Below are 21,411 nucleotides of genomic sequence, written 5' to 3' on the forward strand. Positions count from 1 at the left end.
CACGGATCCGGCCATCGTCGGTGGGGGCTGACGCCATGCTGTCGCTGACGGGTGATGTGACCCTGCGGGTGCGGGGGAAAGACTGGCGGCTGCGGCTCGACATGAATGCGATGTGCCACTTTGAGGCGCAGACCGGCGAGCCGCCCTTCCCCTGGCTCAGCCTTTTTGAGCGCGGCGAAGTAGTCTCCGCACTGCAGCTGCGCGCCATGGTGCTTGCCATGCTGCAGCGCCATCACCCGGCGGCAGAGCTGCAGGACGCGGGCGAGCTGATCGATGCCGTCCCGGATGTGCTGTTGCGGGTGATCGCGGCCGCCCTGCCGCGCCGCGAGGATCTGCCCGGGGAGGGCTTTGCGGAAAAAAAGCGCAAAGCGCCGTCACTGTGGCGGCGCTTTATCGCGGCTTTGTCGGTCTGGGGTTCGCGCCGTCCGACTTCTGGGCGCTGACACCCCGGCACTACGCGCTCCTCGCCCATGAGGCGGGGCGCAGGCAATCGGAGGAGCGCGTCACCTCTGCCTGGCTCAGCGCCATGCTGGCCCGGCAGGAGCGCCTGCCCGCGCTCGAGACCCTGCTGCCGCGCCCCCCGCGCAGCCGCGAGGAGGCCGCAGCGGAAATGCAGGCCGCCATGGCGGTCTATCGTGAGGTTGCCGCCACGCGCGGCCTGATCCGGAGTTGGGACGAATGGCAGCACTGAAAGAGCGGCTCCGGGCGTTTCTGGGGCTCGACACCAAAGACTTTGAGCGCGGCCTCGGTCGCTCTCAGAAACAGGTGAAGAGCTTCAGTGACCATGCCGCGCAAAGTCTGAGCGGGTTGATGTCGAAAGCCACCGGGCTCGGCACGGCGTTTATGGGCGGGATCGCCGGGGGCGTCGTGGGGGCAGCGCTGGCCGGCGTTTCGAGCAACCTGAACGGCATGGTCAAATCCGTCGCGGCCGTGGGGGATGAGGCGCGCCGCGCCGGGATGAGCCTGCAGGCCTTCCAAGAGTGGCGCTACGTCGCCGAGCAGACCCGCGTCGGCGTCGATCAGATCGTCGATGGCTTCAAAGAGCTGTCGATGCGGGCCGATGAGTTTGTCACCACGGGGGGCGGCTCGGCCGCGGATGCGTTCCAGCGGCTGGGCTACTCGGCGGCGGATCTGAAGGCAAAGCTGAAAGATCCTTCCGCGCTGATGCTCGAGATCGTGGACCGCATGAAAGGCCTCGGTGCGGCGGCGCGCCTGAGGGTGGCCGATGAGATCTTCGGCGGCGCGCTGGCCGAGCAGTTCGGCCAGCTGATGGAGCACGGGTCAGGCGGCTTGCGCGGCCTGATCGCAGAGGCCCATTCCGCCGGCGCGGTGCTCGACAGCGAACTGATCGCCAAAGCCGAAGAGCTGGACCGGAAGTTTTCCAATCTGACCACCACCATTGCCAATTTCGGAAAGCGCGTGGCTGTGGCGTTGGCCTCTGCCGGTCTGGAGGCCACAGATTTCCGGGAGCGGCTGGACCGCATTTTCCCCGATGAGGCCCAGGGGCGCGGCATTATGGGGGATGCGCTTTACGATACCCTTGAGCGGGATCGCGAGGCCCTCGCCGCCCAGGCTAATGATCTGGACCGCCTGAAACGGGCGCATGAGCGCCTGGCCCGGGACGCCCGTGCGGTCGCGCATGAAATGGGTGTCGCTGCGCAGGAACTGCCCAGGAAAGGCTTTGACGATCAGCGACTGGCCATCGAGCAAAACGTAACTGAGATGCGCCGTCTGGCGGAGGGGATCGACAGCGGCACGATCAGCGCGGAAGAGTTTCAGAGCGGGATGGAGAAGGCTGCCGGCGAGGCAGAAGCCATGTTCGCGACCATGCAAAACGATGAGGGTCTCTACTTCGTCAATGTGACCGAAGCCCTGACCGGGTTGATGGGACGTCTTGGCGGCGCCATCAGCCTTGCCATTGGCCTGAAAGGAGCGTTGCAGGAGGCGGCCGGCGTCGATCCTGTCAGCAAGGCACGTCAGGCTGAGTTGAATCGGCTTGCCGCTGAAAAAGCCAGTATCGCCAGCGCGGATGCGCTGGCAGAGGCCACCGCAAAGTTCACGGCTTCAGAGCGCGAACGCAACAGCGCCACCAGTGAGGCGCTGCGGTTGGAGCGCGAGATCGAGGCGGTCCGAAAGCGCGCCAAAGATGCCGGATTGACCCTGACGGATGCGCAGGCCCGCGATGCGGCGGGAGCCTCTCTGGCCGGAGAGGCGGCGCGTCAGGCCGCAGAACGCGCTGCACGGGGATCGGGGGATAAAGGCGGCAAGAGTAAGCTGGATGACTTCGCCCGCGAGGCTCAGGCCATTCGTGACCGGACGCAGGCGCTGCAGACCGAAGCCGCCATGCTGACCAGCGTAGCAGGGTCACAGCGCAAATACGGCGATGCCATGGAGTTCGCTTACGTCAAGGCGGAGCTTTTGGCATCGGCACAACGCGCCGGCCACGCCCTGACGCCGGAACTGACGGCTGAAATCGATAAGCTGGCGCAGGCCTATGTCACCGCCGGGCTGAATGCCGAAGAGGCGGCAGAAAGGCTGCGCGAGGTCGAGGAGAGCGGCGAGCGCGGCGCAAACGCGCTGAGCAGCATTTTCACCTCCGTTCTGGACGGCTCAAAATCAGCAAAGCAGGCGGTGGCGGATCTCCTGATGGAAATGGCGAAGGTGCAGATGCAGCGGGCCTTTCTCGGTCTCGCGGATGGGGGCGGGGGTGGCATCCTGTCGGCCATCGGCGGGCTTCTCGGCGGCAAGCGGGCCACGGGTGGCCCGGTGAAAGCCGGGGTGCCCTATCTGGTCAATGAGAACACGCCGCGCTCGGAATATTTCGTACCAAGCGAGAACGGCGCGGTGCTGACCGTGGCGCAGGCGCAGGCTGCCATGGCCCGCGCCTCCGGGGGCAATGCCTCCGCCCCGTCTCTGACCGGTGGCGGGTCTGGCGGGACCAGCGTTGTTCAGGTCCGGCTCTCCCCCGAGCTGGTTGGTGAGATCCTGCACAAAGCCGAGCGACAATCGGTGCAAATCGCCCAGGCGAGCGATCGCAATCTTCCCGCCCGGGTGCAGCAGATCCTGGAAAATCCCCGGAGGTATGGATGAGCTCCCTTTCCTATCCGCTCGCGTTTCTCACGGATCAGCTGCGCGTGGCGGAGGTCACGCAACACCTGCAGCGTTTCGATGAGCAATCCGGCAGCGGCGACGGGCGGATATGGACCCGTGAGCTGGCAAGCCCTCTGTGGCAGGTCAGTCTCCGTCTGGTGCCCTGCTCACCGCTGGATGGCCGGCGCATTGATGCGCGACTGCGGGCTTTGCGCGGCTCGCAGGAGAGCTTCCTCTGGGCGGATCCCTCCTATGCGCCGTCCTATGACCCGGGCGATCTGGTGGTGGTCTCGGCGATCAGTTCTGATCGCTCGACCGTCAACTTCACCGGCCTGCCGCCGCATTATCCGATCCGACCCGGCGATCGCTTCTCGATCGAATGGGGCGGCGGGCGGCAGTATCTGGCGGAGGTGACAGAGGAGACCATCGCCAGCAATACCGGCATGGCCTCTGCTGTCGCGGTCTATCCTTACGTCCCTCTGGGCATCGCTCCGGGCGCGTCAGCAAACCTGCTGCGCCCGGTGATGCGGGCCTTTGTGCCCCCGGGCGGTCACACACCCTTTACTGCGCGGCCCGGGGGAGTGTCCTCGGGCGGCGCTTTGCAACTCCTGCAGCGGATCTGAGACCAGGAGAGTTAGTCGCCGTTGATAATAATCGGAAGGTCGAAGGAGTCGCTTTGATGAGCCCGGGGCTTAATACCGGATGACATAACGGCCAGGTAGTCGACCGCTTCCTTGGCCTGCAGTGTCGCCCTACGGGCGGCGATGCAGCGCTCTACCGCCTCGGGAGAGAGGCTCCGTAATTCCTTTTCCAGATCCGCAATATAAGCGGCCATCTGATTTATAATGCTGCGCTGAAACTTCAGCAGGCGTTCAGCGCCTTCATCAAGGTCTTTCTCATAGACCACTGGCATCCCGTCCTACCCCTCTGCGGTTTGAGGATAACACTGGCGATCCACTCGCTCTGTGTCGAGTCCTTCCCCCCACCTTTGCTGTGGAAGCCCCCCCATGCGCTTTTATGATCCGGACTTTGCGGCCTCTCTGGCATCGGCCCGGGAGGGCGGCATTGCGCCTGCCACTTTCGTGCATTTCGCCGCCCGCAATCGCGAGACCGGAGACGTGGTGCCGCTCTCGGTCTGGTCCGGCGATGAGGATCTCACCCTCACCCTGCAGGCCGCAGACGGCAGTCTGGTTTCGCGGACCTATGTCGGTGGCTGCGGGCTGCGGGTCGAGGGCATGATCTATGGCGCGGATCTGACCGACCGGCCGGTTTCCGTCTCGCTTTCACAGATCGCGCCTTTCGCCCAAAGCCTCGCGCGCGGCCATGATCTGCGGCTCGCGCAATGCGAGATCCATGCGACGACCTGGACGCGCGGCGCGCTGACCTCAGCCCCGCAGATCGAGTGGATCGGCATTGTCGATGATGGCCCGATCGCCACCCCGGCGGCCGGCAGCGAGGGGGCCATCTCGATCACGGTGCGCTCTGAGCTGATGGCGCAGCTGCTCGCGATCAATCCGGCCAAATCCTCCGATGAGCACCAGCGGCGGCGCTCACCGACAGACGGCTTTTCCAAATACGCCGCCGCCATCCGAACAAGGTCTGTGCAATGGTACAAAGAGTAAGCCGCCTGCCCGACTGGCGGTCCCGCCTCGCGCTCGAGCTCGACCGCCAGCGCGCCACCGCCTTTGCCTGGGGGCGACAGGATTGCGTCCTCGGCCTCGCGGCGGGCGCGGTGCAGGCCATGACCGGCGAAGATCTCGCCCGTGCCTGGCGCGGTCACTATCGCAGCGAGCGGGGCGCTCTGCGGGCCTTACGCGCGGCGGGGCATGAGAGCTTCGGGTCAGCGCTGGCGGCCCTGTTGCCGGAGATCCACCCGGACAGGGCCGACCTCGGAGATATCGCGCTCATCGCCTCCGACGGGGCGCTCGGCGAAGCGCTGGCGGTCTTTGATGCCTCCGGGCTGATTGCTTTGACGGAGCGCGGTCATGGCCGCATCCCGCGCGCGCGGGCGCTCCGGGCCTTTAAGATCGGATAACCCCCATGCGGATGCTCTTCCTTCTCGCGGTGGCCTTCGGGCTTACTGCTGATCCCGCACAGGCCGGGCCGGTCGGCGCAGCCATTGCGGCCATCGGCGCGGTGATCAAGGGCTCGGTGGTTCTCACCGCGCTGGCACAGATGGGTGCGAGCCTTGTGCTCTCGGCCATCGCGCGCAAGCTCGGGCCCAAGCCCTCCCAGCAGGGCGCAGACGTTAAGTTCACTGTCGAGATGGGCGATGATCTGCCCCTGTCGTTCATCCTTGGCGATTACGCCACCGCCGGGCGGCGCAAATATATCGGCAGCTGGGGGCGCAATCAGCGCTTCATCACCGATGTGATCGAGGTCTCGGCCCTGCCGCATCCCGCGCTGGCGGCGCTTTGGATCGGGGACGAAAAGGCGGTGATCGATTTCAGCCGCATCGGCACCATCAGCGGCGCAGAGGGCGAGGTCTCCGATGTGACCGAGCGGCCCGTGGGCGCGTCCTTCAGCGGCCAGAGCCTCGGCCACCCGGCGCAGATCAGCTCGCTCAAGGGCAAGCGCCGGATCTGGGTCCGCTGGGTCGATGGCACCCAAGTAACGGTCGATCCGCTGCTGGCCTTCGCCTTCACGGGCGATCAATACCCATGGGCAGGCGTGGGGGTGGGCAAAGCCTATGCCGTGGTCACCCTGCAGTATGACCGCGAAGATCTGACCTCGATGCCGACGCTGCTGTTTCAGCCTGCGCCTTTGCCGGTCTATGACCCGCGCAAAGACAGCAGCACCGGGGGCTCCGGCCCGCATCGCTGGGGCGACCGCACGACTTATGAGCCCAGCACCAATGCCGCTGTGATCGCCTATAACGTGGCGCGCGGGATCTACTGGGGGTCGGAGTGGATTTTCGGCGGGCGGAACCTGCCCGCCTGGCGGTTGCCGCGCGCGGAATGGGTCGCGGCCATGACCGCCTGCGACCGGGAAATCGAAACAGCCGGCGGGGTCTTTGAGCCCGCCTATCGCTGCGGTCTTGAGGTCTCGGTGGATCAGCCGGCCGCCGATGTGCTGGAAGCGATCGGGCGCGCGGCCAACCTCCGCTTTGCGGAAGTGGGCGGCCAGCTGAAGCCGCTGGTCGATCTGCCCGCCGCCGCCGTCTTCTCGATCACCGATGGCGATATTGTCATCTCTGAGGGGCAAAGCCTGACGCCCTTCTATCCGGTGGCGCAGACCTTCAACGCGCTCTCGGCCAGCTACCCCGAGCCGCGCGAAGGCTGGGCCAGCAAAGATGCGCCGCAACGCATCGATGCGGCCGCCACGGCCGCCGATGGCGGGCGCTATCTGCCGACCTCGGTCTCTTATCCGGCCTGCCCCTATGCCACACAGGTGCAGCGCCTGATGGTCTCGCAGCTCAGCGAGTATCGCCGGATGCGCCAGCACTCCATGACGCTGCCGCCCGATGCCTATGCACTCGAGCCGCTCGACGTGATCAGCTGGACCTCGGCCCGCAACGGCTATGAGGCCAAGAAGTTCATGGTTGAGCAGGTGACCAAACTGCCGGGGCTGAGCCTCACGGTCGCTTTGCGCGAGGTGGATCCGTCGGATTATGACTGGTCGCCCGCGCTCGAGCTTCCGGTGGTGATCACCTCTCCGCTGCAGCCCATCGGCTTTGCCCAAGGGATCGAGGGCTGGGCGGCGCTGGCGGTGCTGCTGACCGGCAATGATGGCAAGGCCCGCAAGCCTGCCATTCAGGTCAGCTGCGGCGCCAATGAGCCGGATGTCTCGGAGATCCGCATTCAGATCGAGCGCAGCGGCGTGGTGCAGTTTGACGTGCTCCGGCCCTATGCCGCGCCCTTTGTCTGGACCCTCACCGATGTGGTCGCGGAGGCCACCTACCGGGTGCGCGGCGCGCTGATCTCAGAGCGCACGGGCAGCTTTGTCTGGTCGCCCTGGATCACCGTCACCACCCAAGCCATCTCGGTCTGGATGGAGGATCTCGGGCAGGACATCCGCGATGAGTTTGAGCGGCTGGCCTCTGAGGGGGGCATCAAAGTGGTGGATACCCTGCCGACCGCGGGCACCGCGCCGGATCAGCTGGTGATGCTGAGCACCACCAAAAAGATCTGGCGGTGGGATGCACCGACTGCTGCCTGGTCTGATCAGATCACGGTGGCGATCGGCGATGGTCAGGTGCTCGCGCAGCACATCGCGGCGAACAACATCCTCGCGGCCCATATCGGCGCGGGTCAGGTGACGGCGGATAAGCTCAACGTCTCTGAGCTCTCCGCCATCACCGCCATCATCGGGGTCTTGCGCACCGCGACCAGCGGCGCGCGCACCGAGATGCACACCGACAAGCTGATGGTCTTTGACGAAAACAACGCCGTGCGGATCCGCATCGGCAATCTGGGATGAGAAACACCATGGCCATCAAAACCGACACAGACCACGCGCAGACGCTTTGCACCTGCGATCGCTGCGGCACGCTCAGCGTGACCGCCGCCGCCCATGGCCGTGCTCCGGAAGGATGGGGCACGGGTCAGCTCTGGATCGATGTCACTCTCGCGAGGCAAGCCCATGTCGCTTTATGTTTTTGTGCAGACTGCTTTGCAGCGGTTGTGGACGCGCCTGCTCTCACCCTTCAGGTGGCTGCGGGCGAAGATTGAGGGCTGGCGCATGTTCGGGATGCAGATCGGCACTTCGACAGGGCTGCGCGATATCACGGCGATGCGCAGCATGCGCGCGGTCGCCTACATCACCACCGGGGCCACGTCGGGGAACAGGCATCTGCCGCAGTTCTCGATCAGCCGCGGCATGTTCTTTGTGATCCGCACCGAGGCTGGCCGCCGGCTGCCGCAGGTGAGCTGGAATGAAGGCTCTCAGACCTTCTCCTGGTGGCCCCCGAACGGGAACCCGCATGTCACCACCATGGACGTGGTTTTTATGGAGTTCACCTGATGAGCTACGGCATCCTGGTGCTGAACCAGAACGGCGAGACCGTTATGACCACCGACGACCCGATGCTGGTTGTGAAGCACAAAGGCACCATCGGGCTCGGAACCTGGACCACCGGCACCACCCATATGCAAACGAACAGCGACGATCCTGAGGGCAACGGTTGGACCAATATCAGCGGCACCTGGTATTTGAATAACGGCTTTACCCCACCGGGCTTTGTTATGGCAGACCGCCTGCTGGTCGAGGTGCCGCCCGGGCATCGGGCGTTCTGGTTTCGCAATGGCAATCTCATCCGCTTTCACAGCACGGCACCCTCGCTGCGTTATGTGCTGGCGTCCTGGGCGAGCGACTATGCGCCGCGCACCAGCGGCTATGGGGCGGAGGTGCGCCGCGCCGATGGCTCCGTGGTCTGGTCGGATAACCTCAAGGTGATTGCCGATATCCGGCCTCTGGCGGCCGGATCACCCGGGAGCCCCTACCCATGGGTGTGCCTTGAAGAGCAGCTCTGTGCGCGTGGGGTCAACGAGCAGGCGGTGGTTCCCGGGGCCGTCCGGGACGGCTCGGGTGTCTTCGCCCGGGGCCTGATCCTTGGCAGCAACTACTACCCGAGCGGCGGGCACTGGCGTTTCCCTGGCCTGCGCATCAAGGGCTTTGTCGCCAATATCGACTTTGACGCCATCTGAGCGCGGCCCCCGGGCCGCAGGCTGATCCCCCAAAACAAAGGACATATCTGATGCGTCAGATCACCATCACACCGGGGCTGGCGCGGCCCTCGGTGGCTGCCATCGCGCTGATCCGCGATGAGCCTTTGCGCCTCCTCATCGCCTCCGGGGCCTCTGCGCCCTACGTGCTGACCCTCAGCGCAACGGAGGGCGGCGCGCCTCTGGTCGAGATCCCGGCCAGCGCCGCGCAGATCGATCTCGAGCCCGCCACTCTGCAGGCGCTCGGCGAGGGCGCGGCCTACTTTTACAACATCTGGTCGGGCGCGGCTGCCGCGCGGTTTCTCTGCGCCAAGGGCATGCTCACGGTGGTGCCCTCGATCGTGCCCGCCGGTGCGGACTTCGCTACGATCATGCTGAATAACTTTGGTGTGCAGGATGGGCCCCAGCAGCTGATCGTTCTGAGCCGCGCGGAGTATGACGCCCTGAGCCCGCCTCATTCCGACACCCTCTATCTGATCATGGAGGGCGCATGATTACCCCCGCACTTGGCCCCCGGCCGATTATGGCCATCGCGCGCGGGCAGGATCTGCTCTGGGTCTGGGCTCCTGCGCATCTGCCTGCCCCTTTCTGGGCCGGTGGCTTTGCTCCGCCGCCCTTTGTCGCCGGGCACCTCCTGAGCAGCGGCGCTGCAGGCTTCTGGCCTGACATCGAGACCGCGCGGCTCTGATCCCACTCTACACCCCTTGTCACCTCGCCCGCCTCGAGCGGGCTTTTTGCTGTGAGACATCATGAGCGATCAATTCAAAAATCACGCGATCGGTGTGGACGGCCCGGCCGTCGGCGCGCTGGCAGTCGTGCCCTCAAACACAGATGATCTGGCGCAGGCGATCCGCGCCATCACCATCGGCGGCGAGGGTGGCGCGGTCAGCTTCATCAGCTCGCGCGACGGTCAGACCTACACCACCGGCTTTTTGCCGGTAGGTACCTATCCGCTCTGCGCCCGCCGCATCCGCCTCACCGGCACCACGGCCACGCTCATCACGGGCTGGATCTGATGCTGGGGCTTAGCCTCGGCCTGGCGGCCGTTGCGCTGAAATCCGGCGGATCGCGCCCGAACACATTCACGCCCCTTGCCCTCTTTGGCGTCGATCAGCCCGGCTATTGGGCGAGTGGTTATACACCCGTCCCCTTTACGCCGTCTCTGCTGCTCAACGCTGGCGCAGCCGGGCATTGGGCGGGGGATCTCACCCAGCCCGCATTTACGCCGGATCTGCTTTTGAGTGGCAGGCCCGGGCATTGGTCCAACATTAAGGAGGCACGCCAGTGAGGCTGTTTCAGGACGCTGCCGGGACGCTCCCGGCATTTCTCGCCGGACATCCGGTTGGCAAAGTCGTTCGCGCTGCCGGGACGGTAGATGCGGCGCAGGGCACCGCACTTTCGCGCCCGACGCTGGCAAGGTGGCCGAAGGGTGGGCGGCGCAATCTCGTACCCGGCTCTGAGTTTCTGAGTAGCGGCTCAGCCCATGCGGGCGAAACCACCCGCGTCTCAGACGCGGAACCCACCCCTTGGGGAACGCGGGCGCCAATCATTTCTTATGCTGGTACGTCGCCGGGGCGGTACACCATATACGGCACTGTGGATGTGATCGAGGGCGAACGTTACAGCTTCTCGATGTGGATTAAGCTCATCTCCGGGACCTCTGTGTCGGTGTATGATCCTGCTATCGCGGGCACTGTGTCAGTATTTTCGCAATTGGTGCAGGGGGAATGGGTAAAGGTTAAGTATGAGGGGCGGGTTTCGAATTTCACAGCATCACGAAATCTGCAACTTCGTCTGTCTGACGGTGGGAGCGTAGCTGTGGCCCGCGTTCAGTATGAAAAGGCAGCTTCAGTCACCCCTTACCAAGAGGTGGCCTCGCCCGTTAACGTAACTGAGGAAGGCGTCCCGGACATTTGGCACCTCTGGAACGACGGCGGCGACAGCCTGCCCGCCGTGCTCCCGGCTGGCAGTTACGAGATCGCCTGGGTCACGCCCTTAGGCGCTTTCAGCTATGCCGCGGTCACCAGCGACGGTACTGCTGGCACGGATCTGCTCAGGGCTGAACGCATGGCCGATGTCATCATTCGCGCGGGCACTTTCACCGCTACAGAGAAAACCGCCCTCGAGGCTTACTGGCGTCAGAGGTACGCAGCATGATCCCGGTCACGATTGCCGTCCCGGTCGCGCTCATCAGCGCGGCCAATCACCTCGCCCGCGTCATAGGCTACAGTGAAGCGGACGGGGAAACCTTCTCCCTGGCCCCGGTGGTCGGCGGCTATGCCGTGGCCTCCGGGCTGGTGGCTCCTGCCTTTGTCTCCGATGCCTTCCAGCCGCTGATCGAGCCGGAATGGGGCGCGGATATGGTGGCTGCCGCAGAGGCGCAGGCGGAGGTGGTTCTGATCGAGCCGCCGGTTGCCGATGATCCGCCGCCGGAGATCCCCGAAGGCAAGATCCTCGCGGTGGTCGGGCTTGATCCGCCGGCCGCACGGGCGCTGCTCGGGCTGGGTGAGCCGCTGGCTCCGGTCGAGCTGGAACCCGAAGCGTAACAGAAGGCCCGCCACTGCGCGGGCCTTTTCCTTTTCAGCCCGCTGGTGCGCAGGAGCCGCCCTTGGAAGACATATTCAAATCCTACTGGCCGCAGCTTCTCGCGCTGCTGGCCTTCGTCGCATGGCTGATCCGGCTGGAGGCCGCGGTTAAAGGGCAGGCCCAGATTATCGGAGAACTGCGCCGGGAGCAGGCCGAGATCACCCGCCGTGCTCAGGATCAGGCCGTCACACTGGCTCGGATGGATGAGAGCCTCGCTGCGATCAAGAAAACGCTCGACCGGCTGGTGGAGCGGATGGAGCGGCGGACTTAACGATCAGGCTTTTCAGCTGGCTTGTGATTACGAGCCTCACAGGCGAGAGAAATCAGGATAAAAAAGGTCCAAAATAATGTTGTTGCTCCCATAAGCCCTGCGCAAATAAACAAAAATAGGGCCAACGGATCGATCATTCCTGAAATTCCAACGCTGTCTTCTCAGCGGCGTCTTTGACACCAGCCGGTTCTACAAAATTGCCTGAGCCACAGCGGTTACTGCAGCGATAAGCGCTATAGCTGACACCCACCAGAATTCCTTCCGGTTTTTGAGTGGGGTTCTCTCGTAACACCAGCCACAGCGATTAGCGCCAAAGCGCAATTTGTGACCGCACTCGCACTCAAATATGCGGTTAATTTTCTCAGACATGGGCGCCAGCCCTTTATGCTCAAAATAATGCCGGGAAAATGGCCTCTGGAAAGGTTTAATTCAACCCAAGAGTTATCACCCTATACTTGTGGATGAATTAGCCTCTTTTCGCGAGGTCAGCGATGCAGCGGTTTTCGGGCGGGTTAAGCGCCGATCTCGGCTTGGTGTCCCTCAGAGAGAAAAGCCCCCTTGCTTAAAGAGAAGCTCGGGGGCAGCTGAAAATTTTCCGTCTTGTAAAACTTAGGGGCCAATTTTTCCGCATAGATATCAAGCCGACTCCTCAGGCAATTCCCCCAAACAGGGGAAGCCAGAACGAAACAAGGCGCCTTCATTGAAGACGCCCTGTCCCATCACATCTGGCTCGTAGCATGTTGTGACAGGACCGAAGTCATCTGTGACGCGATGCGCGTATAACCAGTTGATCTGAACAGATTAGCATACCTTCACTGCTGGGCAGTTCACAAAAGCGTACAAGCTTAGCCTCTTGTTCTGAAAGCGTTTCTTGTAAGATCGGCATGCCAGTCCAGAATACCGTCATAGAATCCCTCCAAGGATTTTGCCCAAACGACGGGCTGATCTTTTCCTTCGGGCGTGAAGAAAAAGCCGCCTGAGCTCGGAGCTGACCATTCGCCTGACAATCTGATTTGACCGACCAGCACCTCCCCAACGGTGCGCTCGCCGTATCCGATCAGAATAACTTCAGACGCGTGGTGCATGCTGTCCTCCCCTCTGATCTGAAAAATGATCAGTTTTTGTGCACCTGTAAACAATTCCTCCTTCCATAGCCCCGTTCGGATCTTTCCGGCGGGGCTTTTTCAATGGAGCCCTTATGCTCAATCACAATCTCGGCCACACGCGGCTGATCCGGGAGACCTGTGAGGCTCATGGCCTCACGATCCCTCAGACAGCCTACGTGCTGGCGACTGCGCATTGGGAAACCAACGCGACCATGCTGCCGGTGAAAGAGGGCTATTACCTCGGTTCCCGCGCGGAGAGCTTCCGGCGCAGCCTGCGCTATTACCCGTGGTATGGGCGCGGGTTTTCTCAGCTCACGTGGGAGAGCAACTATCGGCGCGCCAGCTCGGCGCTCAAAGTGGATCTGATCGCCAATCCGGATCTCGCACTTGATCCGGTAATTGCCGCACAGGTGCTGGTGCTCGGCTCGAAAGAGGGCTGGTTCACCGGGAAGAAACTCGCCGACTACATCCGCCCGGGCGGCACCGATTACCTGGGCGCGCGGCGCATCATCAACGGCACTGACAAGGCGGCTGCGATCGCGGATCTCGCGCTGGCCTATGAATACGATTTGACCCCTGCCCCGGCCTACCCTGCTCTGCGCCGTGGCGCGCGCGGCAAGGCGGTCACAGAGGCGCAGATCCACCTCACCGCGCAGGGCTATGAGCCCGGCCTGCCCGATGGGGTTTTCGGAGCCCGTACAGAGGCCGCAGTGCGGGCGTTCCAGCGCTCCGCTGGCCTCACCCCTGACGCCATCATCGGCCCCCTGACATGGGCGGCCCTCATCCCGGAAATGGAGACCTGACCCATGGAGCATATCCTCCAATTCTTCGCCTATGCCCATCTGCCCCCGCACCTGCAGGCCGTGAGCAAGCTCCTCGGGGATCTCGCCCAGCAGATCGTGGACACCCTGCCCCGTAACCCGGAGCGCACCGTTGCCCTGCGCAAACTGCTCGAAGCCAAGGATGCCGCTGTGCGCGCCCTGGTGGCAAAGGAGGTCTGATCCATGCGACCGATTTTCATCGGGCGGACCCGCAGCTTCTGGCTCGGCATCCTCCCTGCCCTGCTCATTGTCCTCGATGTCGCCACCTGGCTCGCGGCGGCTGTGTTCTCAGATCCTCAGCTGGTACCGCCGGTCGCCACACTGGCGGGCTGGATGCTCGGTCTCGATGTTGTGGTGATCGAGGGCTGGATGCTGCGCATGTCGCCGCTCTTCGCCCTCATCATCGCACAGCAGCGCGCGGGCTCTGCGCGGCCCTATACGCTCGACCCACGGGCTAAGTGATGCGGGCGCTACTCTCACCTGTCGGGCCGTGGCTTGCGGCTCTGGGGGCCGCTCTCGCGGCGGCAATCGGCATTCATCGCGCGGGGCGCAGCTCCGGCATCTCGGACACCACTCAAAAGCAGAAGGAAGAGGACCATGCGCGGGCGCGTAAAATTCAGGATGCCGCCGATCAGGCCCGTGCCGATGCTCCTGGTCGCGACGCTGCCAGCGTTTTGCGCGATGCAGGGCGGCTCCGAGACTGAGCGCTCGATCTGTCGCGAGCTCCGGGCGGATCTTCCCAGCTACTCGCAACAGGACACGGCGCAGACGCTTGAGGAGGGCGCGCGATTCCAGCTGGTCTTTGCAGGGGTCTGCGGATGAGCCATGTGATCCTCTATGTGCCGTCCGGAAACGGCGTCCAGTGCAACCAGTCGAAAGCCCTGCTCGATCGGGAGCGCGTGACGTATGAGGTCGGGCTGGTGACCGACTACCCGGAGGAAGTCGATCGGCTCAAAGCACTGGTCGGCAGCACTGCGCCGCTGGTCGTCGCCTATGGGGGCGGCTGATCGTGGTTTCATTGCCCGTCCCTGCCCTCACGGGTGGGGACGGGCTTTTTGTGTTGTGGATAACCATTTCTTATTTTTTAAGTTTCTTATATTTTAGATGGACTAAGCATTTGAACAATCATGATAAAAATCGGGTTATCGTAACTTTTTGTTAGCTTACTGTAACCAGATGGTAGGGGATTCGTAACTTCCTGGTAGGGGTATCGTAACCTTTTGGTAGGTTTGCTCCTTGCTGCCTATTTCGATGCCCGTGGCGCGCAAATGGCAGCAAATGGCGACATCATCGGAAGTCATTTTAACTTATTGGTAGGCTTAGAGCCGTCCGGAAGCCCTGCTATTGTAACTTATTGGTAGGGTAGTGTCGGATTATCAGGGATTTGGTGTCTTCAGTGTGGCGAAGGTGCTTAAAACTCGTATTGTGACCGGGTGACATTGCACAGGTTACAATGATGGACGAAGCTACCCTACCAAAAGGTTACGATGGAACCACGCTTTCCGCGTTTCAGCGCAGAGGCGAGGTTATCAAGCCTGTGGAGCTGATCGAGGTTCGCGGAGGCGAGCGCATGACGCTTTTGGCGCGGAGGATCTATAATCAGCTCCTCGCGAATGCCTTTGGCCCGAACATGGCTGATGAAGGCCGTATGTTCAAAATTACCATGGCTGAGCTTCGGGGTAACAACCCGTCCAGCCAGCGTGTGATTGAAGCTCTTGGGGTTCTTCGTCGAACTGACGTCACGGTGATCCTGACCAATGGTGACGTGCTCAGTGTTCAGCTTCTGGGGCCTACCATCAGGTCACGATGCGGCCGCTATGTGAGTTATGAATTTCACTCGTCCCTCATCCCGATCTTGCGTGACAGCCAGATTTTCGCCCGGCTTGAGATGGAGATCCTGCACGGTTTCACCACCAAGTACGGCATGGCTCTCTATGAGATCATCTCAAAGCGTGTGCGTCTGAAGCACGTGCTTTTCAATGACTTCGATATTGATGAGTTCCGGGATTATCTCGGGGTGCCCAAGGGGGCGCTGGCATCGTTTGGGGCTCTGCGTGTGAAGGCCCTGGAGCCTGCGGTAGAAGAAGTGAACCTGCTGGCCCCCTTCTCATGTCGGATCGATGTGGCAGAGCGGCTTGGGCGTAAAGTCACCCGGCTGCGCGTGACGTGGTGGGATAAAACCAAGGACGAGCTGAAAGCGCAATGGCAGGCGCAGCGCGAGCGGCAGTTCGATCTGTTCGAAGATGAAAAGGAAGCCTTGACCGGATTAGATGGATTATCCGATTAAAGAGATAATCCGGTTATAAAGTAAATCCGGTAATTAAAAATATCCGATAAATAGGAAAATCAGGTAATGCCAACCGTTGTGATCGCAAGCCCCAAGGGGGGCGCAGGGAAATCAACCACCGCAGTGATACTCGGCACAGAGTTTGCTCATGCCGGCGCGAACGTTACGATGATGGACTGCGACCCGAACGGTAGCCTTACCTTGTGGAGTGAGCGCGGCACACTTCCTGAACGCATCGAGGTAGTGAGCGGCCTCAGGGAGGGCGAGATCATCAGGGCGATCAAAGCGCACGATCAGGACGGCCGGATTGTCGTGGTCGATCTTGAAGGCGTCGCGTCGCGGTTGGTATCCCGGGCAATCTCACAGGCGGATCTGGTGATAATCCCGATGCGGGCCACAACACTCGACGCCACCATCGGGGTTCGGGCTCTGCAGTTGATCGAGGAAGAGGCGGAGGCTCTGGAGCGGGACATTCCGCACGCCGTGGTGTTCACCATGACCCGGGCTATCCAGTCGAAGCAACACAAAGGCATTGTCGGGAGTCTCAAAGAGCAGGGCGTCGATGTGATTGAACCTGAACTGATGGAGCGGGCCGCGTTCTCGGCGCTCTTTGAGTTCGGTGGTGACCTGTATTCGATGCCAGGTCAAGGCAACGCGGATAAGGCGATCGAGAATGCCCAAGGCTTCGCCAAAGCGGTCTTCGCGCGGCTTGCCGGGGAGCAAGGGGCATGACGGATTTCAAGATCAATGTGGGGGCCCTAAGGTCGCGCCGTAAGGACGTCGAGCCGGAGCGCATCAAGGCAGTAGATCGCGTGAGCGAGGATCTCGGTTTCACATCGCGCGAGGCCTCGGCAAAGCGCGGCCGGAAGCCGTCACCACGCACCGGGCAGGTCCATGCGAAGGTATTTCCGAATGTGGCGGCAGAGATCGCTGATGAAGCCAGGCGCCGTGGCGTGCAGCAAGGCGTGATAATCGAGGAAGCATGGGCCCTGTATAAGGAAAAATCTGGTGTATAGAATTATCCGGTATTTTTAATTACCTGATAAAAAGCAGTAGTTAGTGCATCATATCATGTGGGAGGTGTGTCGCTTGGCACGGTAGCGCGCTTACAGTATCTCCACCTGTACGAGGCGGGCTGTGCTATTCGCCGACCTTAGAACCCAGACCAGAGGCATGGCTCAGCTGTGACTATCTGCTCAATAAAGAGTGAAGAATATGAGCCGATTCAGTTCGTTGGAAATGTGCGCGGGCGCGGGTGGGCAAGCCCTTGGGCTAGAAATGGCTGGCTTCGGCCACGCAGCGCTGGTTGAGTGGGAACCCCCGGCGTGTGCGACGTTGCGTCTAAATCGACCTGAGTGGAACGTGGTCGAGGGTGATCTCAGGCATTTTGACGGAACGCCTCATCACGGTATTGACCTCCTTGCGGGTGGGGTCCCATGCCCACCCTTCTCGAAGGCGGGGAAGCAACTAGGGGAAAATGACGAGCGAGATCTGTTTCCAGAAGCTATTCGGTTAGTTGACGAATGCCGACCGCAAGCGGTGATGCTGGAAAACGTTCGTGGTCTTCTAGACGCGGTATTTCAAGACTACCGAAGCAAAGTCGAGCAACAGCTTATCAAACTCGGGTACACTCCTGGCTGGCGACTGCTTAATGCTTCTGATTACGGTGTGTCACAATTGAGACCCCGTGTCGTATTTGTCGGCATACGAAATGAGCTGGCCGACAACTTCTCATGGCCCGAGCCCCAACAGCACCAGCCTGCCACTGTCGGAGACTTGCTCCATGACCTGATGGCCGCGAACAAATGGAAGGGTGCCAATGTCTGGCGCCAGCAGGCAAGCGCTATAGCGCCTACGCTCGTCGGTGGCTCGAAGAAGCACGGCGGGCCGGATCTGGGTCCGACACGCGCTAAGCGCGCTTGGGCTGCGCTTGGTGTCGATGGCATGGGTATTTGGGATGACGCACCTCAACCTGATTTTGTCGGCATGCCTCGCTTGACCACTCGAATGGCAGCTCGCATTCAAGGATTTCCTGATTCTTGGCAATTTTATGGACGCAAAACGGCAGCTTATCGTCAGATTGGGAATGCGTTTCCGCCCCCGGTGGCAGCCGCAGTGTCGCGTCAGATTTTTACAGCTTTGTCGAAAAAGCGTATTTACAAGGTCGCATAATGTCTGAGCCTGAGTTCCTTGTCGCACGCCGGTCTTTTCATGCAGCATTACTGAAAGAAACGTTAACCACCAACTTGGCTGGTGTAGTGAGCAATGCAGATAGCAGTAACAATACCAGCAAACTAATCGCAAGAGGCATCGCTGAGTTGCTCAAAGCCGAGACAATCGGGGAGCGCATTGCCGGACAGACTTCTGGAAACCAATTTGAAGGGATCTGCGCTGATTTTGTGCGCGAAACCTTCTTGAAATTAGGACATCTCCGTCCCGGAAAATGGAGCGTTCGACAGGTTAGCGGGCGAAATCGTTTGGAAATCGCCCGCTATGAACAATATTCGCATCTAGTAGCACTCGACCGCGCAGCTAAGGCGGATAAGGAGTTAGCTGCAGCATTAGGTAGTGATTATACAATCACGCCCGATATTGTGGTAGTTAGGGACACAGAAGACGATATATCTATTAATGCACCCTCTCTTTTAGTTAACGAGAATGTTACAAATCTCGCAAGTCTTCGTGCCATAAACGGTGGATCACCATTGTTGCATGCAAGCATTTCCTGTAAATGGACGATTCGAAGCGATCGTGCCCAAAATGCACGCTCTGAGGCCTTGAATTTAGTGCGAAACAGAAAGGGCCGCTTGCCTCATGTTGTTGTAGTGACAGCCGAACCAACTCCAAGCCGTCTTGCCTCGATTGCTCTTGGTACTGGAGATATCGATTGCGTATACCATTTCGCACTATATGAGTTACAAGCCACCTTGAAAAATTTAGGCATGATCGATGCAGGAGATATGCTTTCTGTAATGGTCGATGGAAAACGCTTAAAAGATATTTCAGATCTTCCGTTAGATCTCGCCGTATAATATTAGAATTTTAATTCATATTCGATGAGGGTAGGTGCACAATTTCAAATCATGCACCTACCGGCCGGATTTGATATGTAATTAATATTTCATACAGCAATATTAATTTTAGTTAGTGACTGCCCTTCTCTAAATCACTCAATGCTTTGAGATATTCTCCCCATCGATCATTCAGCACATATTCTTCCGCTGTTGCCACGAGCGCTTCTTCCGGGTTGATAATGCTATTAGTCAACTTTGCATCCTTTTGAACATCCATTGTAACTGAAAATTCAAAGGGATCAGCAGCAGTCCCATCTTCCTTGAATGCTTTAATGGTAATGAAATTTCCAATTTCAGTGCTACGCACTTCGTAATTGTTGCCGTTGTGAGTGAAAGATTTCCTGACGGTATAACTCATTTCTAACCCCAGTTGTTTTGATTTACTTCTTAAGAAACTGCAATGAACAGTATTATCTATTCACTTTCTCAGGGGAGAATTTAGTTTCTACGTTTAATGACAGTCGAGACTGGACGATTGCATATAGCGCGCTAATTTAATGGAGATCATTCGCGGTACGACACTGAAGTTTCCTGAAAATTGGCCGCCGAGGTGTCTTAAGCTCCATTCAACTCAAGATAGATTATATCATGCCTTAGCTGCCAAAAGCTTTACCTTGCACCAGATCTAGCGCATCTCTGTATAAGAATGGAATCCAGTAGGTTGTTTCTTCTTTAATTACCCTTTTTTCGAAGAAGCCAGATTTTAACAATCTGTCTATAGTGATATCTAAATGCTCTCCATTAATGCCCCAGGCCATAGACAGGCTGTCAGCCGTTTGTTCTGTCTTTTGTCCTTTCAGTTTCTCAGTAAAGGGGGCGAGAGATGGGTTCTCAGCTTTAAAGGTTTGTTCATACCTAACTTTGCTAACTTCCCGAAGTGCTGGCTTGAATACAGCCCTTTCAAAAAGTGCAGCGTCGGAAATTTCAGCCTCTCCTCGCTCGAACCTTCCAATCTGCTGCTGCCTAATCATTTCCGACATATGAATTAATTCGCGAGGAGCAGACTTTCCGGTGCCGTCCTGCACCCGGTTAACCATCCATCTAAATGTACTTGGGTTATTTCCAGTCTCGACCTTGTCGGGGAGGATAGCTTCGATCAATTCAGTTTGCCTATCGAAGTCACCCTCAATATTTGCTGGGTTGATTGATCGCGCTTCAACAAATTCTTTGTTAGCCAAGAGCCGCCTGATGAATAGATTCAGCAGGCTTTCATAGCTCCAAGTGATTGTTGCCGTCCTAGTAACGTGGCTCGCCTCAGCAAATCCGCCCTCAGTTATTCTTTCCCAAATATCATCTCGGACGAATATTTTTAACTTTAAATTGTCAAATGCTTTGAAGTCATTGTACACTCGGAACAAGGCGCGAAGCGCATTTCTCTCTAGATCCGGCGTATCATTGAACGCGACATCCAGCCTATCGAATAAAACCCAAAGAGAGAAACCGCTTTTCAAAAGGGCAGAATTAGCGAAGTTAAGAAGCTCATCTAAAGGAAGATCAACTTTGACGTCTTGCGGTCGCAATGTCTGCGCTAGATTTACCTTTCGTGTAACTACCGGAAGGCCTGTCGCAGCTTCAAGCGTTACAGTCCACTCTACGCTTTCTTTTTCCGGGAAAACATAAGACCAAATCAGCTTCTTTGCTCGCTGGAATAACTGCGCCAAAGACGCGGTGTCTGGCAATAATTGAGCATCTGTCAAAGCTTTCACTAGATGCTGCGTATTTTTGTCGGATATGCCATAATCTCTGATCGTACTTGTGGCTATAATTAAGAAGTAAAGCTTCCAAAGATCGATGAAACTTCTTTCAGAAGGAGGAGGGTCTCCAAGTACATCCTTGAAGGCAGTATTTCCTCTTACGTTTTCTGCACCCTTTACGATGATGCCTCGGTCAAAGAGTTCGTCCTGACGTTTATCGATGAGGGCGTATATCGCGCTTTTACCTGCGCCCTTTGATCCATACACGACATCTACTTCGCCTGAGAAAACTCGTGACCACTGATCTGTGGCTACAAAGTATCGCTCAAGGTCATCAAGTTCTTCTTCCGCAATCCGTTCTCCGAAGCGGAGATTTTTTAGAATGTCTACTTTTTCCATTACCCGCCCAATAAAATAGTGCCAAAAAATCTGCCTATAAATCTTAACTACTCATGAGCAAAGAGCAAGAGAATCGATACGACAACGGCGTCAGGGTTTCCTACCGTTCGTTTTCATCATGAGGTGATTACTCGGCGCTTGGCAGAATGACATCAGCTATGCTCTAGCAGGCTGCTGCAAACGTGTTTTTGCGCGGGACTTCGGCGGAAATATTTCCGAGATCGGCCTAGAATTTCGCGATGACCTGCTTGGAGCAGGTGAAACTAGGATGATTTCCAGCATTTCACAGGCACTTTACCCCTTCGCCCGACTTTTTTAGCAACCTTTTAGGGGTTCTTCGTCGTACTGCCGCATGTGTTCCCTTTTACTGAAGGGGGCGCCTGCTCGAGTCCGATAATGTAAAATTATCAGGACTTCCTC

Annotated in this window: 30 protein-coding genes; 26 read left to right on the forward strand and 4 right to left on the reverse strand. The window is 59.3% G+C overall.

All coding sequences use genetic code 11. The annotated features are described in order from the left end of the window. From EG244_RS20480 to EG244_RS16440, 4 genes are all read left to right on the forward strand, one after another. A partial coding sequence (locus EG244_RS20480; protein WP_158617336.1) for a hypothetical protein occupies window positions 1-443 on the forward strand: 443 nt, incomplete at its 5' end. After that, window positions 380-691, forward strand: coding sequence for a phage tail assembly chaperone (locus tag EG244_RS16430; RefSeq protein WP_124966268.1), 312 nt, complete (start codon window positions 380-382; stop codon window positions 689-691). The genes EG244_RS20480 and EG244_RS16430, both read left to right, overlap by 64 nt. Beyond that, the gene (locus EG244_RS16435) at window positions 679-3,090 is read left to right on the forward strand and encodes a phage tail tape measure protein (RefSeq protein WP_124966269.1); all 2,412 of its coding nucleotides are present in this window, start codon (window positions 679-681) and stop codon (window positions 3,088-3,090) included. Before EG244_RS16430 ends, EG244_RS16435 begins: the two co-directional genes overlap by 13 nt. Then, window positions 3,087-3,713, forward strand: a complete 627-nt coding sequence (locus tag EG244_RS16440; RefSeq protein ID WP_124966270.1) for a hypothetical protein — start codon at window positions 3,087-3,089, stop codon at window positions 3,711-3,713. The genes EG244_RS16435 and EG244_RS16440 overlap by 4 nt, the downstream gene beginning before the upstream one ends. Window positions 3,714-3,724: 11 nt before the next feature. Here the strand turns inward: EG244_RS16440 and EG244_RS16445 are convergent, their stop codons facing one another. After that, entirely contained in the window at window positions 3,725-4,003 is a 279-nt protein-coding gene (locus tag EG244_RS16445) for a hypothetical protein (protein ID WP_124966271.1), read from the reverse strand. A gap of 94 nt (window positions 4,004-4,097) precedes the next feature. On the opposite strand from EG244_RS16445, the gene EG244_RS16450 reads away from it, so the two are divergent. The 12 genes from EG244_RS16450 (at window position 4,098) to EG244_RS16505 (ending at window position 11,610) form a co-directional block, all read left to right on the forward strand. Further along, entirely contained in the window at window positions 4,098-4,712 is a 615-nt protein-coding gene (locus EG244_RS16450; RefSeq protein WP_124966272.1) for a hypothetical protein, read from the forward strand. After that, a complete protein-coding gene (locus EG244_RS16455; RefSeq protein ID WP_124966273.1) occupies window positions 4,697-5,125 on the forward strand; it encodes a DUF6950 family protein in 429 nt (142 codons plus the stop codon). The genes EG244_RS16450 and EG244_RS16455 overlap by 16 nt, the downstream gene beginning before the upstream one ends. A 5-nt stretch (window positions 5,126-5,130) precedes the next feature. Beyond that, window positions 5,131-7,509, forward strand: a complete 2,379-nt coding sequence (locus tag EG244_RS16460; RefSeq protein WP_124966274.1) for a phage tail protein — start codon at window positions 5,131-5,133, stop codon at window positions 7,507-7,509. Window positions 7,510-7,671: 162 nt separating this feature from the next. Further along, entirely contained in the window at window positions 7,672-8,052 is a 381-nt protein-coding gene (locus tag EG244_RS16465) for a hypothetical protein (RefSeq protein ID WP_124966275.1), read from the forward strand. Next, the gene (locus EG244_RS16470; protein ID WP_124966276.1) at window positions 8,052-8,735 is read left to right on the forward strand and encodes a hypothetical protein; all 684 of its coding nucleotides are present in this window, start codon (window positions 8,052-8,054) and stop codon (window positions 8,733-8,735) included. The genes EG244_RS16465 and EG244_RS16470 overlap by 1 nt, the downstream gene beginning before the upstream one ends. 50 nt (window positions 8,736-8,785) lie before the next feature. Then, window positions 8,786-9,247, forward strand: a complete 462-nt coding sequence (locus EG244_RS16475) for a hypothetical protein (protein ID WP_124966277.1) — start codon at window positions 8,786-8,788, stop codon at window positions 9,245-9,247. Then, window positions 9,244-9,441: a hypothetical protein gene (locus tag EG244_RS16480; RefSeq protein ID WP_124966278.1), complete on the forward strand. Its 198-nt coding sequence runs from the start codon at window positions 9,244-9,246 to the stop codon at window positions 9,439-9,441. The genes EG244_RS16475 and EG244_RS16480 overlap by 4 nt, the downstream gene beginning before the upstream one ends. 61 nt (window positions 9,442-9,502) lie before the next feature. Then, entirely contained in the window at window positions 9,503-9,769 is a 267-nt protein-coding gene (locus EG244_RS16485; protein ID WP_124966279.1) for a spike base protein, RCAP_Rcc01079 family, read from the forward strand. After that, window positions 9,769-10,041 carry a hypothetical protein gene (locus tag EG244_RS16490; RefSeq protein ID WP_124966280.1) on the forward strand — a complete coding sequence of 91 codons (273 nt, stop codon included), beginning with the start codon at window positions 9,769-9,771 and terminating at the stop codon, window positions 10,039-10,041. Before EG244_RS16485 ends, EG244_RS16490 begins: the two co-directional genes overlap by 1 nt. Continuing rightward, the gene (locus EG244_RS16495; RefSeq protein WP_124966281.1) at window positions 10,038-10,910 is read left to right on the forward strand and encodes a phage head spike fiber domain-containing protein; all 873 of its coding nucleotides are present in this window, start codon (window positions 10,038-10,040) and stop codon (window positions 10,908-10,910) included. Before EG244_RS16490 ends, EG244_RS16495 begins: the two co-directional genes overlap by 4 nt. Further along, window positions 10,907-11,299 carry a hypothetical protein gene (locus EG244_RS16500; RefSeq protein WP_124966282.1) on the forward strand — a complete coding sequence of 131 codons (393 nt, stop codon included), beginning with the start codon at window positions 10,907-10,909 and terminating at the stop codon, window positions 11,297-11,299. Before EG244_RS16495 ends, EG244_RS16500 begins: the two co-directional genes overlap by 4 nt. 62 nt (window positions 11,300-11,361) lie before the next feature. After that, window positions 11,362-11,610, forward strand: coding sequence for a hypothetical protein (locus EG244_RS16505; protein ID WP_124966283.1), 249 nt, complete (start codon window positions 11,362-11,364; stop codon window positions 11,608-11,610). Between the two features lie 845 nt (window positions 11,611-12,455). Here EG244_RS16505 and EG244_RS16510 read toward each other — a convergent pair. Further along, window positions 12,456-12,749, reverse strand: coding sequence for a hypothetical protein (locus EG244_RS16510; protein ID WP_124966284.1), 294 nt, complete (start codon window positions 12,747-12,749; stop codon window positions 12,456-12,458). 59 nt (window positions 12,750-12,808) lie between these two features. Here EG244_RS16510 and EG244_RS16515 point away from each other — a divergent pair, with 59 nt between their 5' ends. The 10 genes from EG244_RS16515 to EG244_RS16560 all read left to right on the forward strand — a co-directional run bounded on the left by EG244_RS16515 (window position 12,809) and on the right by EG244_RS16560 (window position 18,856). Next, window positions 12,809-13,519 carry a peptidoglycan-binding protein gene (locus tag EG244_RS16515; protein WP_158617337.1) on the forward strand — a complete coding sequence of 237 codons (711 nt, stop codon included), beginning with the start codon at window positions 12,809-12,811 and terminating at the stop codon, window positions 13,517-13,519. A gap of 3 nt (window positions 13,520-13,522) precedes the next feature. After that, window positions 13,523-13,717, forward strand: a complete 195-nt coding sequence (locus tag EG244_RS16520; protein WP_124966285.1) for a hypothetical protein — start codon at window positions 13,523-13,525, stop codon at window positions 13,715-13,717. A gap of 3 nt (window positions 13,718-13,720) precedes the next feature. Next, window positions 13,721-13,999, forward strand: coding sequence for a hypothetical protein (locus EG244_RS16525; RefSeq protein WP_124966286.1), 279 nt, complete (start codon window positions 13,721-13,723; stop codon window positions 13,997-13,999). 135 nt (window positions 14,000-14,134) lie between these two features. Then, complete coding sequence (locus EG244_RS16530) at window positions 14,135-14,359, forward strand: hypothetical protein (protein ID WP_124966287.1); 225 nt, start codon at window positions 14,135-14,137, stop codon at window positions 14,357-14,359. Further along, a complete protein-coding gene (locus EG244_RS16535; protein WP_124966288.1) occupies window positions 14,356-14,544 on the forward strand; it encodes a glutaredoxin domain-containing protein in 189 nt (62 codons plus the stop codon). Before EG244_RS16530 ends, EG244_RS16535 begins: the two co-directional genes overlap by 4 nt. Before the next feature lie 449 nt (window positions 14,545-14,993). Then, a complete protein-coding gene (locus EG244_RS16540) occupies window positions 14,994-15,824 on the forward strand; it encodes a replication initiation protein (protein ID WP_199738010.1) in 831 nt (276 codons plus the stop codon). Between the two features lie 66 nt (window positions 15,825-15,890). Then, on the forward strand, window positions 15,891-16,556 hold the full coding sequence (locus EG244_RS16545) for a ParA family protein (protein ID WP_124966290.1): 666 nt from the start codon (window positions 15,891-15,893) through the stop codon (window positions 16,554-16,556). Continuing rightward, the gene (locus EG244_RS16550) at window positions 16,553-16,840 is read left to right on the forward strand and encodes a chromosome partitioning protein ParB (protein ID WP_124966291.1); all 288 of its coding nucleotides are present in this window, start codon (window positions 16,553-16,555) and stop codon (window positions 16,838-16,840) included. The genes EG244_RS16545 and EG244_RS16550 overlap by 4 nt, the downstream gene beginning before the upstream one ends. A 199-nt stretch (window positions 16,841-17,039) precedes the next feature. Beyond that, window positions 17,040-17,996 (forward strand): DNA cytosine methyltransferase, encoded by a 957-nt coding sequence (locus EG244_RS16555; protein ID WP_124966292.1) that lies wholly within the window; start codon window positions 17,040-17,042, stop codon window positions 17,994-17,996. Beyond that, on the forward strand, window positions 17,996-18,856 hold the full coding sequence (locus EG244_RS16560; RefSeq protein ID WP_199738011.1) for an NgoMIV family type II restriction endonuclease: 861 nt from the start codon (window positions 17,996-17,998) through the stop codon (window positions 18,854-18,856). The genes EG244_RS16555 and EG244_RS16560 overlap by 1 nt, the downstream gene beginning before the upstream one ends. Window positions 18,857-18,968: 112 nt before the next feature. Here EG244_RS16560 and EG244_RS16565 read toward each other — a convergent pair whose 3' ends face one another. Both EG244_RS16565 and EG244_RS16570 read right to left on the reverse strand, forming a co-directional pair. Then, window positions 18,969-19,256 (reverse strand): hypothetical protein, encoded by a 288-nt coding sequence (locus EG244_RS16565; protein ID WP_124966293.1) that lies wholly within the window; start codon window positions 19,254-19,256, stop codon window positions 18,969-18,971. A gap of 235 nt (window positions 19,257-19,491) precedes the next feature. Continuing rightward, window positions 19,492-20,991, reverse strand: coding sequence for a P-loop ATPase, Sll1717 family (locus EG244_RS16570; protein WP_124966294.1), 1,500 nt, complete (start codon window positions 20,989-20,991; stop codon window positions 19,492-19,494). Between the last annotated feature and the right edge of the window lie 420 nt (window positions 20,992-21,411).

It is taken from the genome of Falsigemmobacter faecalis (genome assembly GCF_003863335.1).
Taxonomy (GTDB): Bacteria; Pseudomonadota; Alphaproteobacteria; order Rhodobacterales; family Rhodobacteraceae; genus Wagnerdoeblera; species Wagnerdoeblera faecalis.

Bases quoted from the DNA above. Each gene is read 5' to 3' on its own strand.
- EG244_RS16555 (WP_124966292.1), top strand. From the start codon at position 17,040: ATGAGCCGATTCAGTTCGTTGGAAATGTGCGCGGGCGCGGGTGGGCAA.
- EG244_RS16550 (WP_124966291.1), top strand. From the start codon at position 16,553: ATGACGGATTTCAAGATCAATGTGGGGGCCCTAAGGTCGCGCCGTAAG.
- EG244_RS16485 (WP_124966279.1), top strand. From the start codon at position 9,503: ATGAGCGATCAATTCAAAAATCACGCGATCGGTGTGGACGGCCCGGCC.
- EG244_RS16540 (WP_199738010.1), top strand. From the start codon at position 14,994: ATGGACGAAGCTACCCTACCAAAAGGTTACGATGGAACCACGCTTTCC.
- EG244_RS16435 (WP_124966269.1), top strand. From the start codon at position 679: ATGGCAGCACTGAAAGAGCGGCTCCGGGCGTTTCTGGGGCTCGACACC.
- EG244_RS16570 (WP_124966294.1), bottom strand. From the start codon at position 20,991: ATGGAAAAAGTAGACATTCTAAAAAATCTCCGCTTCGGAGAACGGATT.
- EG244_RS16445 (WP_124966271.1), bottom strand. From the start codon at position 4,003: ATGCCAGTGGTCTATGAGAAAGACCTTGATGAAGGCGCTGAACGCCTG.
- EG244_RS16460 (WP_124966274.1), top strand. From the start codon at position 5,131: ATGCGGATGCTCTTCCTTCTCGCGGTGGCCTTCGGGCTTACTGCTGAT.
- EG244_RS16455 (WP_124966273.1), top strand. From the start codon at position 4,697: ATGGTACAAAGAGTAAGCCGCCTGCCCGACTGGCGGTCCCGCCTCGCG.
- EG244_RS16520 (WP_124966285.1), top strand. From the start codon at position 13,523: ATGGAGCATATCCTCCAATTCTTCGCCTATGCCCATCTGCCCCCGCAC.
- EG244_RS16515 (WP_158617337.1), top strand. From the start codon at position 12,809: ATGCTCAATCACAATCTCGGCCACACGCGGCTGATCCGGGAGACCTGT.
- EG244_RS16450 (WP_124966272.1), top strand. From the start codon at position 4,098: ATGCGCTTTTATGATCCGGACTTTGCGGCCTCTCTGGCATCGGCCCGG.
- EG244_RS16470 (WP_124966276.1), top strand. From the start codon at position 8,052: ATGAGCTACGGCATCCTGGTGCTGAACCAGAACGGCGAGACCGTTATG.
- EG244_RS16480 (WP_124966278.1), top strand. From the start codon at position 9,244: ATGATTACCCCCGCACTTGGCCCCCGGCCGATTATGGCCATCGCGCGC.
- EG244_RS16565 (WP_124966293.1), bottom strand. From the start codon at position 19,256: ATGAGTTATACCGTCAGGAAATCTTTCACTCACAACGGCAACAATTAC.
- EG244_RS16545 (WP_124966290.1), top strand. From the start codon at position 15,891: ATGCCAACCGTTGTGATCGCAAGCCCCAAGGGGGGCGCAGGGAAATCA.
- EG244_RS16500 (WP_124966282.1), top strand. From the start codon at position 10,907: ATGATCCCGGTCACGATTGCCGTCCCGGTCGCGCTCATCAGCGCGGCC.
- EG244_RS16465 (WP_124966275.1), top strand. From the start codon at position 7,672: ATGTCGCTTTATGTTTTTGTGCAGACTGCTTTGCAGCGGTTGTGGACG.
- EG244_RS16475 (WP_124966277.1), top strand. From the start codon at position 8,786: ATGCGTCAGATCACCATCACACCGGGGCTGGCGCGGCCCTCGGTGGCT.
- EG244_RS16530 (WP_124966287.1), top strand. From the start codon at position 14,135: ATGCGCGGGCGCGTAAAATTCAGGATGCCGCCGATCAGGCCCGTGCCG.
- EG244_RS16440 (WP_124966270.1), top strand. From the start codon at position 3,087: ATGAGCTCCCTTTCCTATCCGCTCGCGTTTCTCACGGATCAGCTGCGC.
- EG244_RS16535 (WP_124966288.1), top strand. From the start codon at position 14,356: ATGAGCCATGTGATCCTCTATGTGCCGTCCGGAAACGGCGTCCAGTGC.
- EG244_RS16490 (WP_124966280.1), top strand. From the start codon at position 9,769: ATGCTGGGGCTTAGCCTCGGCCTGGCGGCCGTTGCGCTGAAATCCGGC.
- EG244_RS16560 (WP_199738011.1), top strand. From the start codon at position 17,996: ATGTCTGAGCCTGAGTTCCTTGTCGCACGCCGGTCTTTTCATGCAGCA.
- EG244_RS16525 (WP_124966286.1), top strand. From the start codon at position 13,721: ATGCGACCGATTTTCATCGGGCGGACCCGCAGCTTCTGGCTCGGCATC.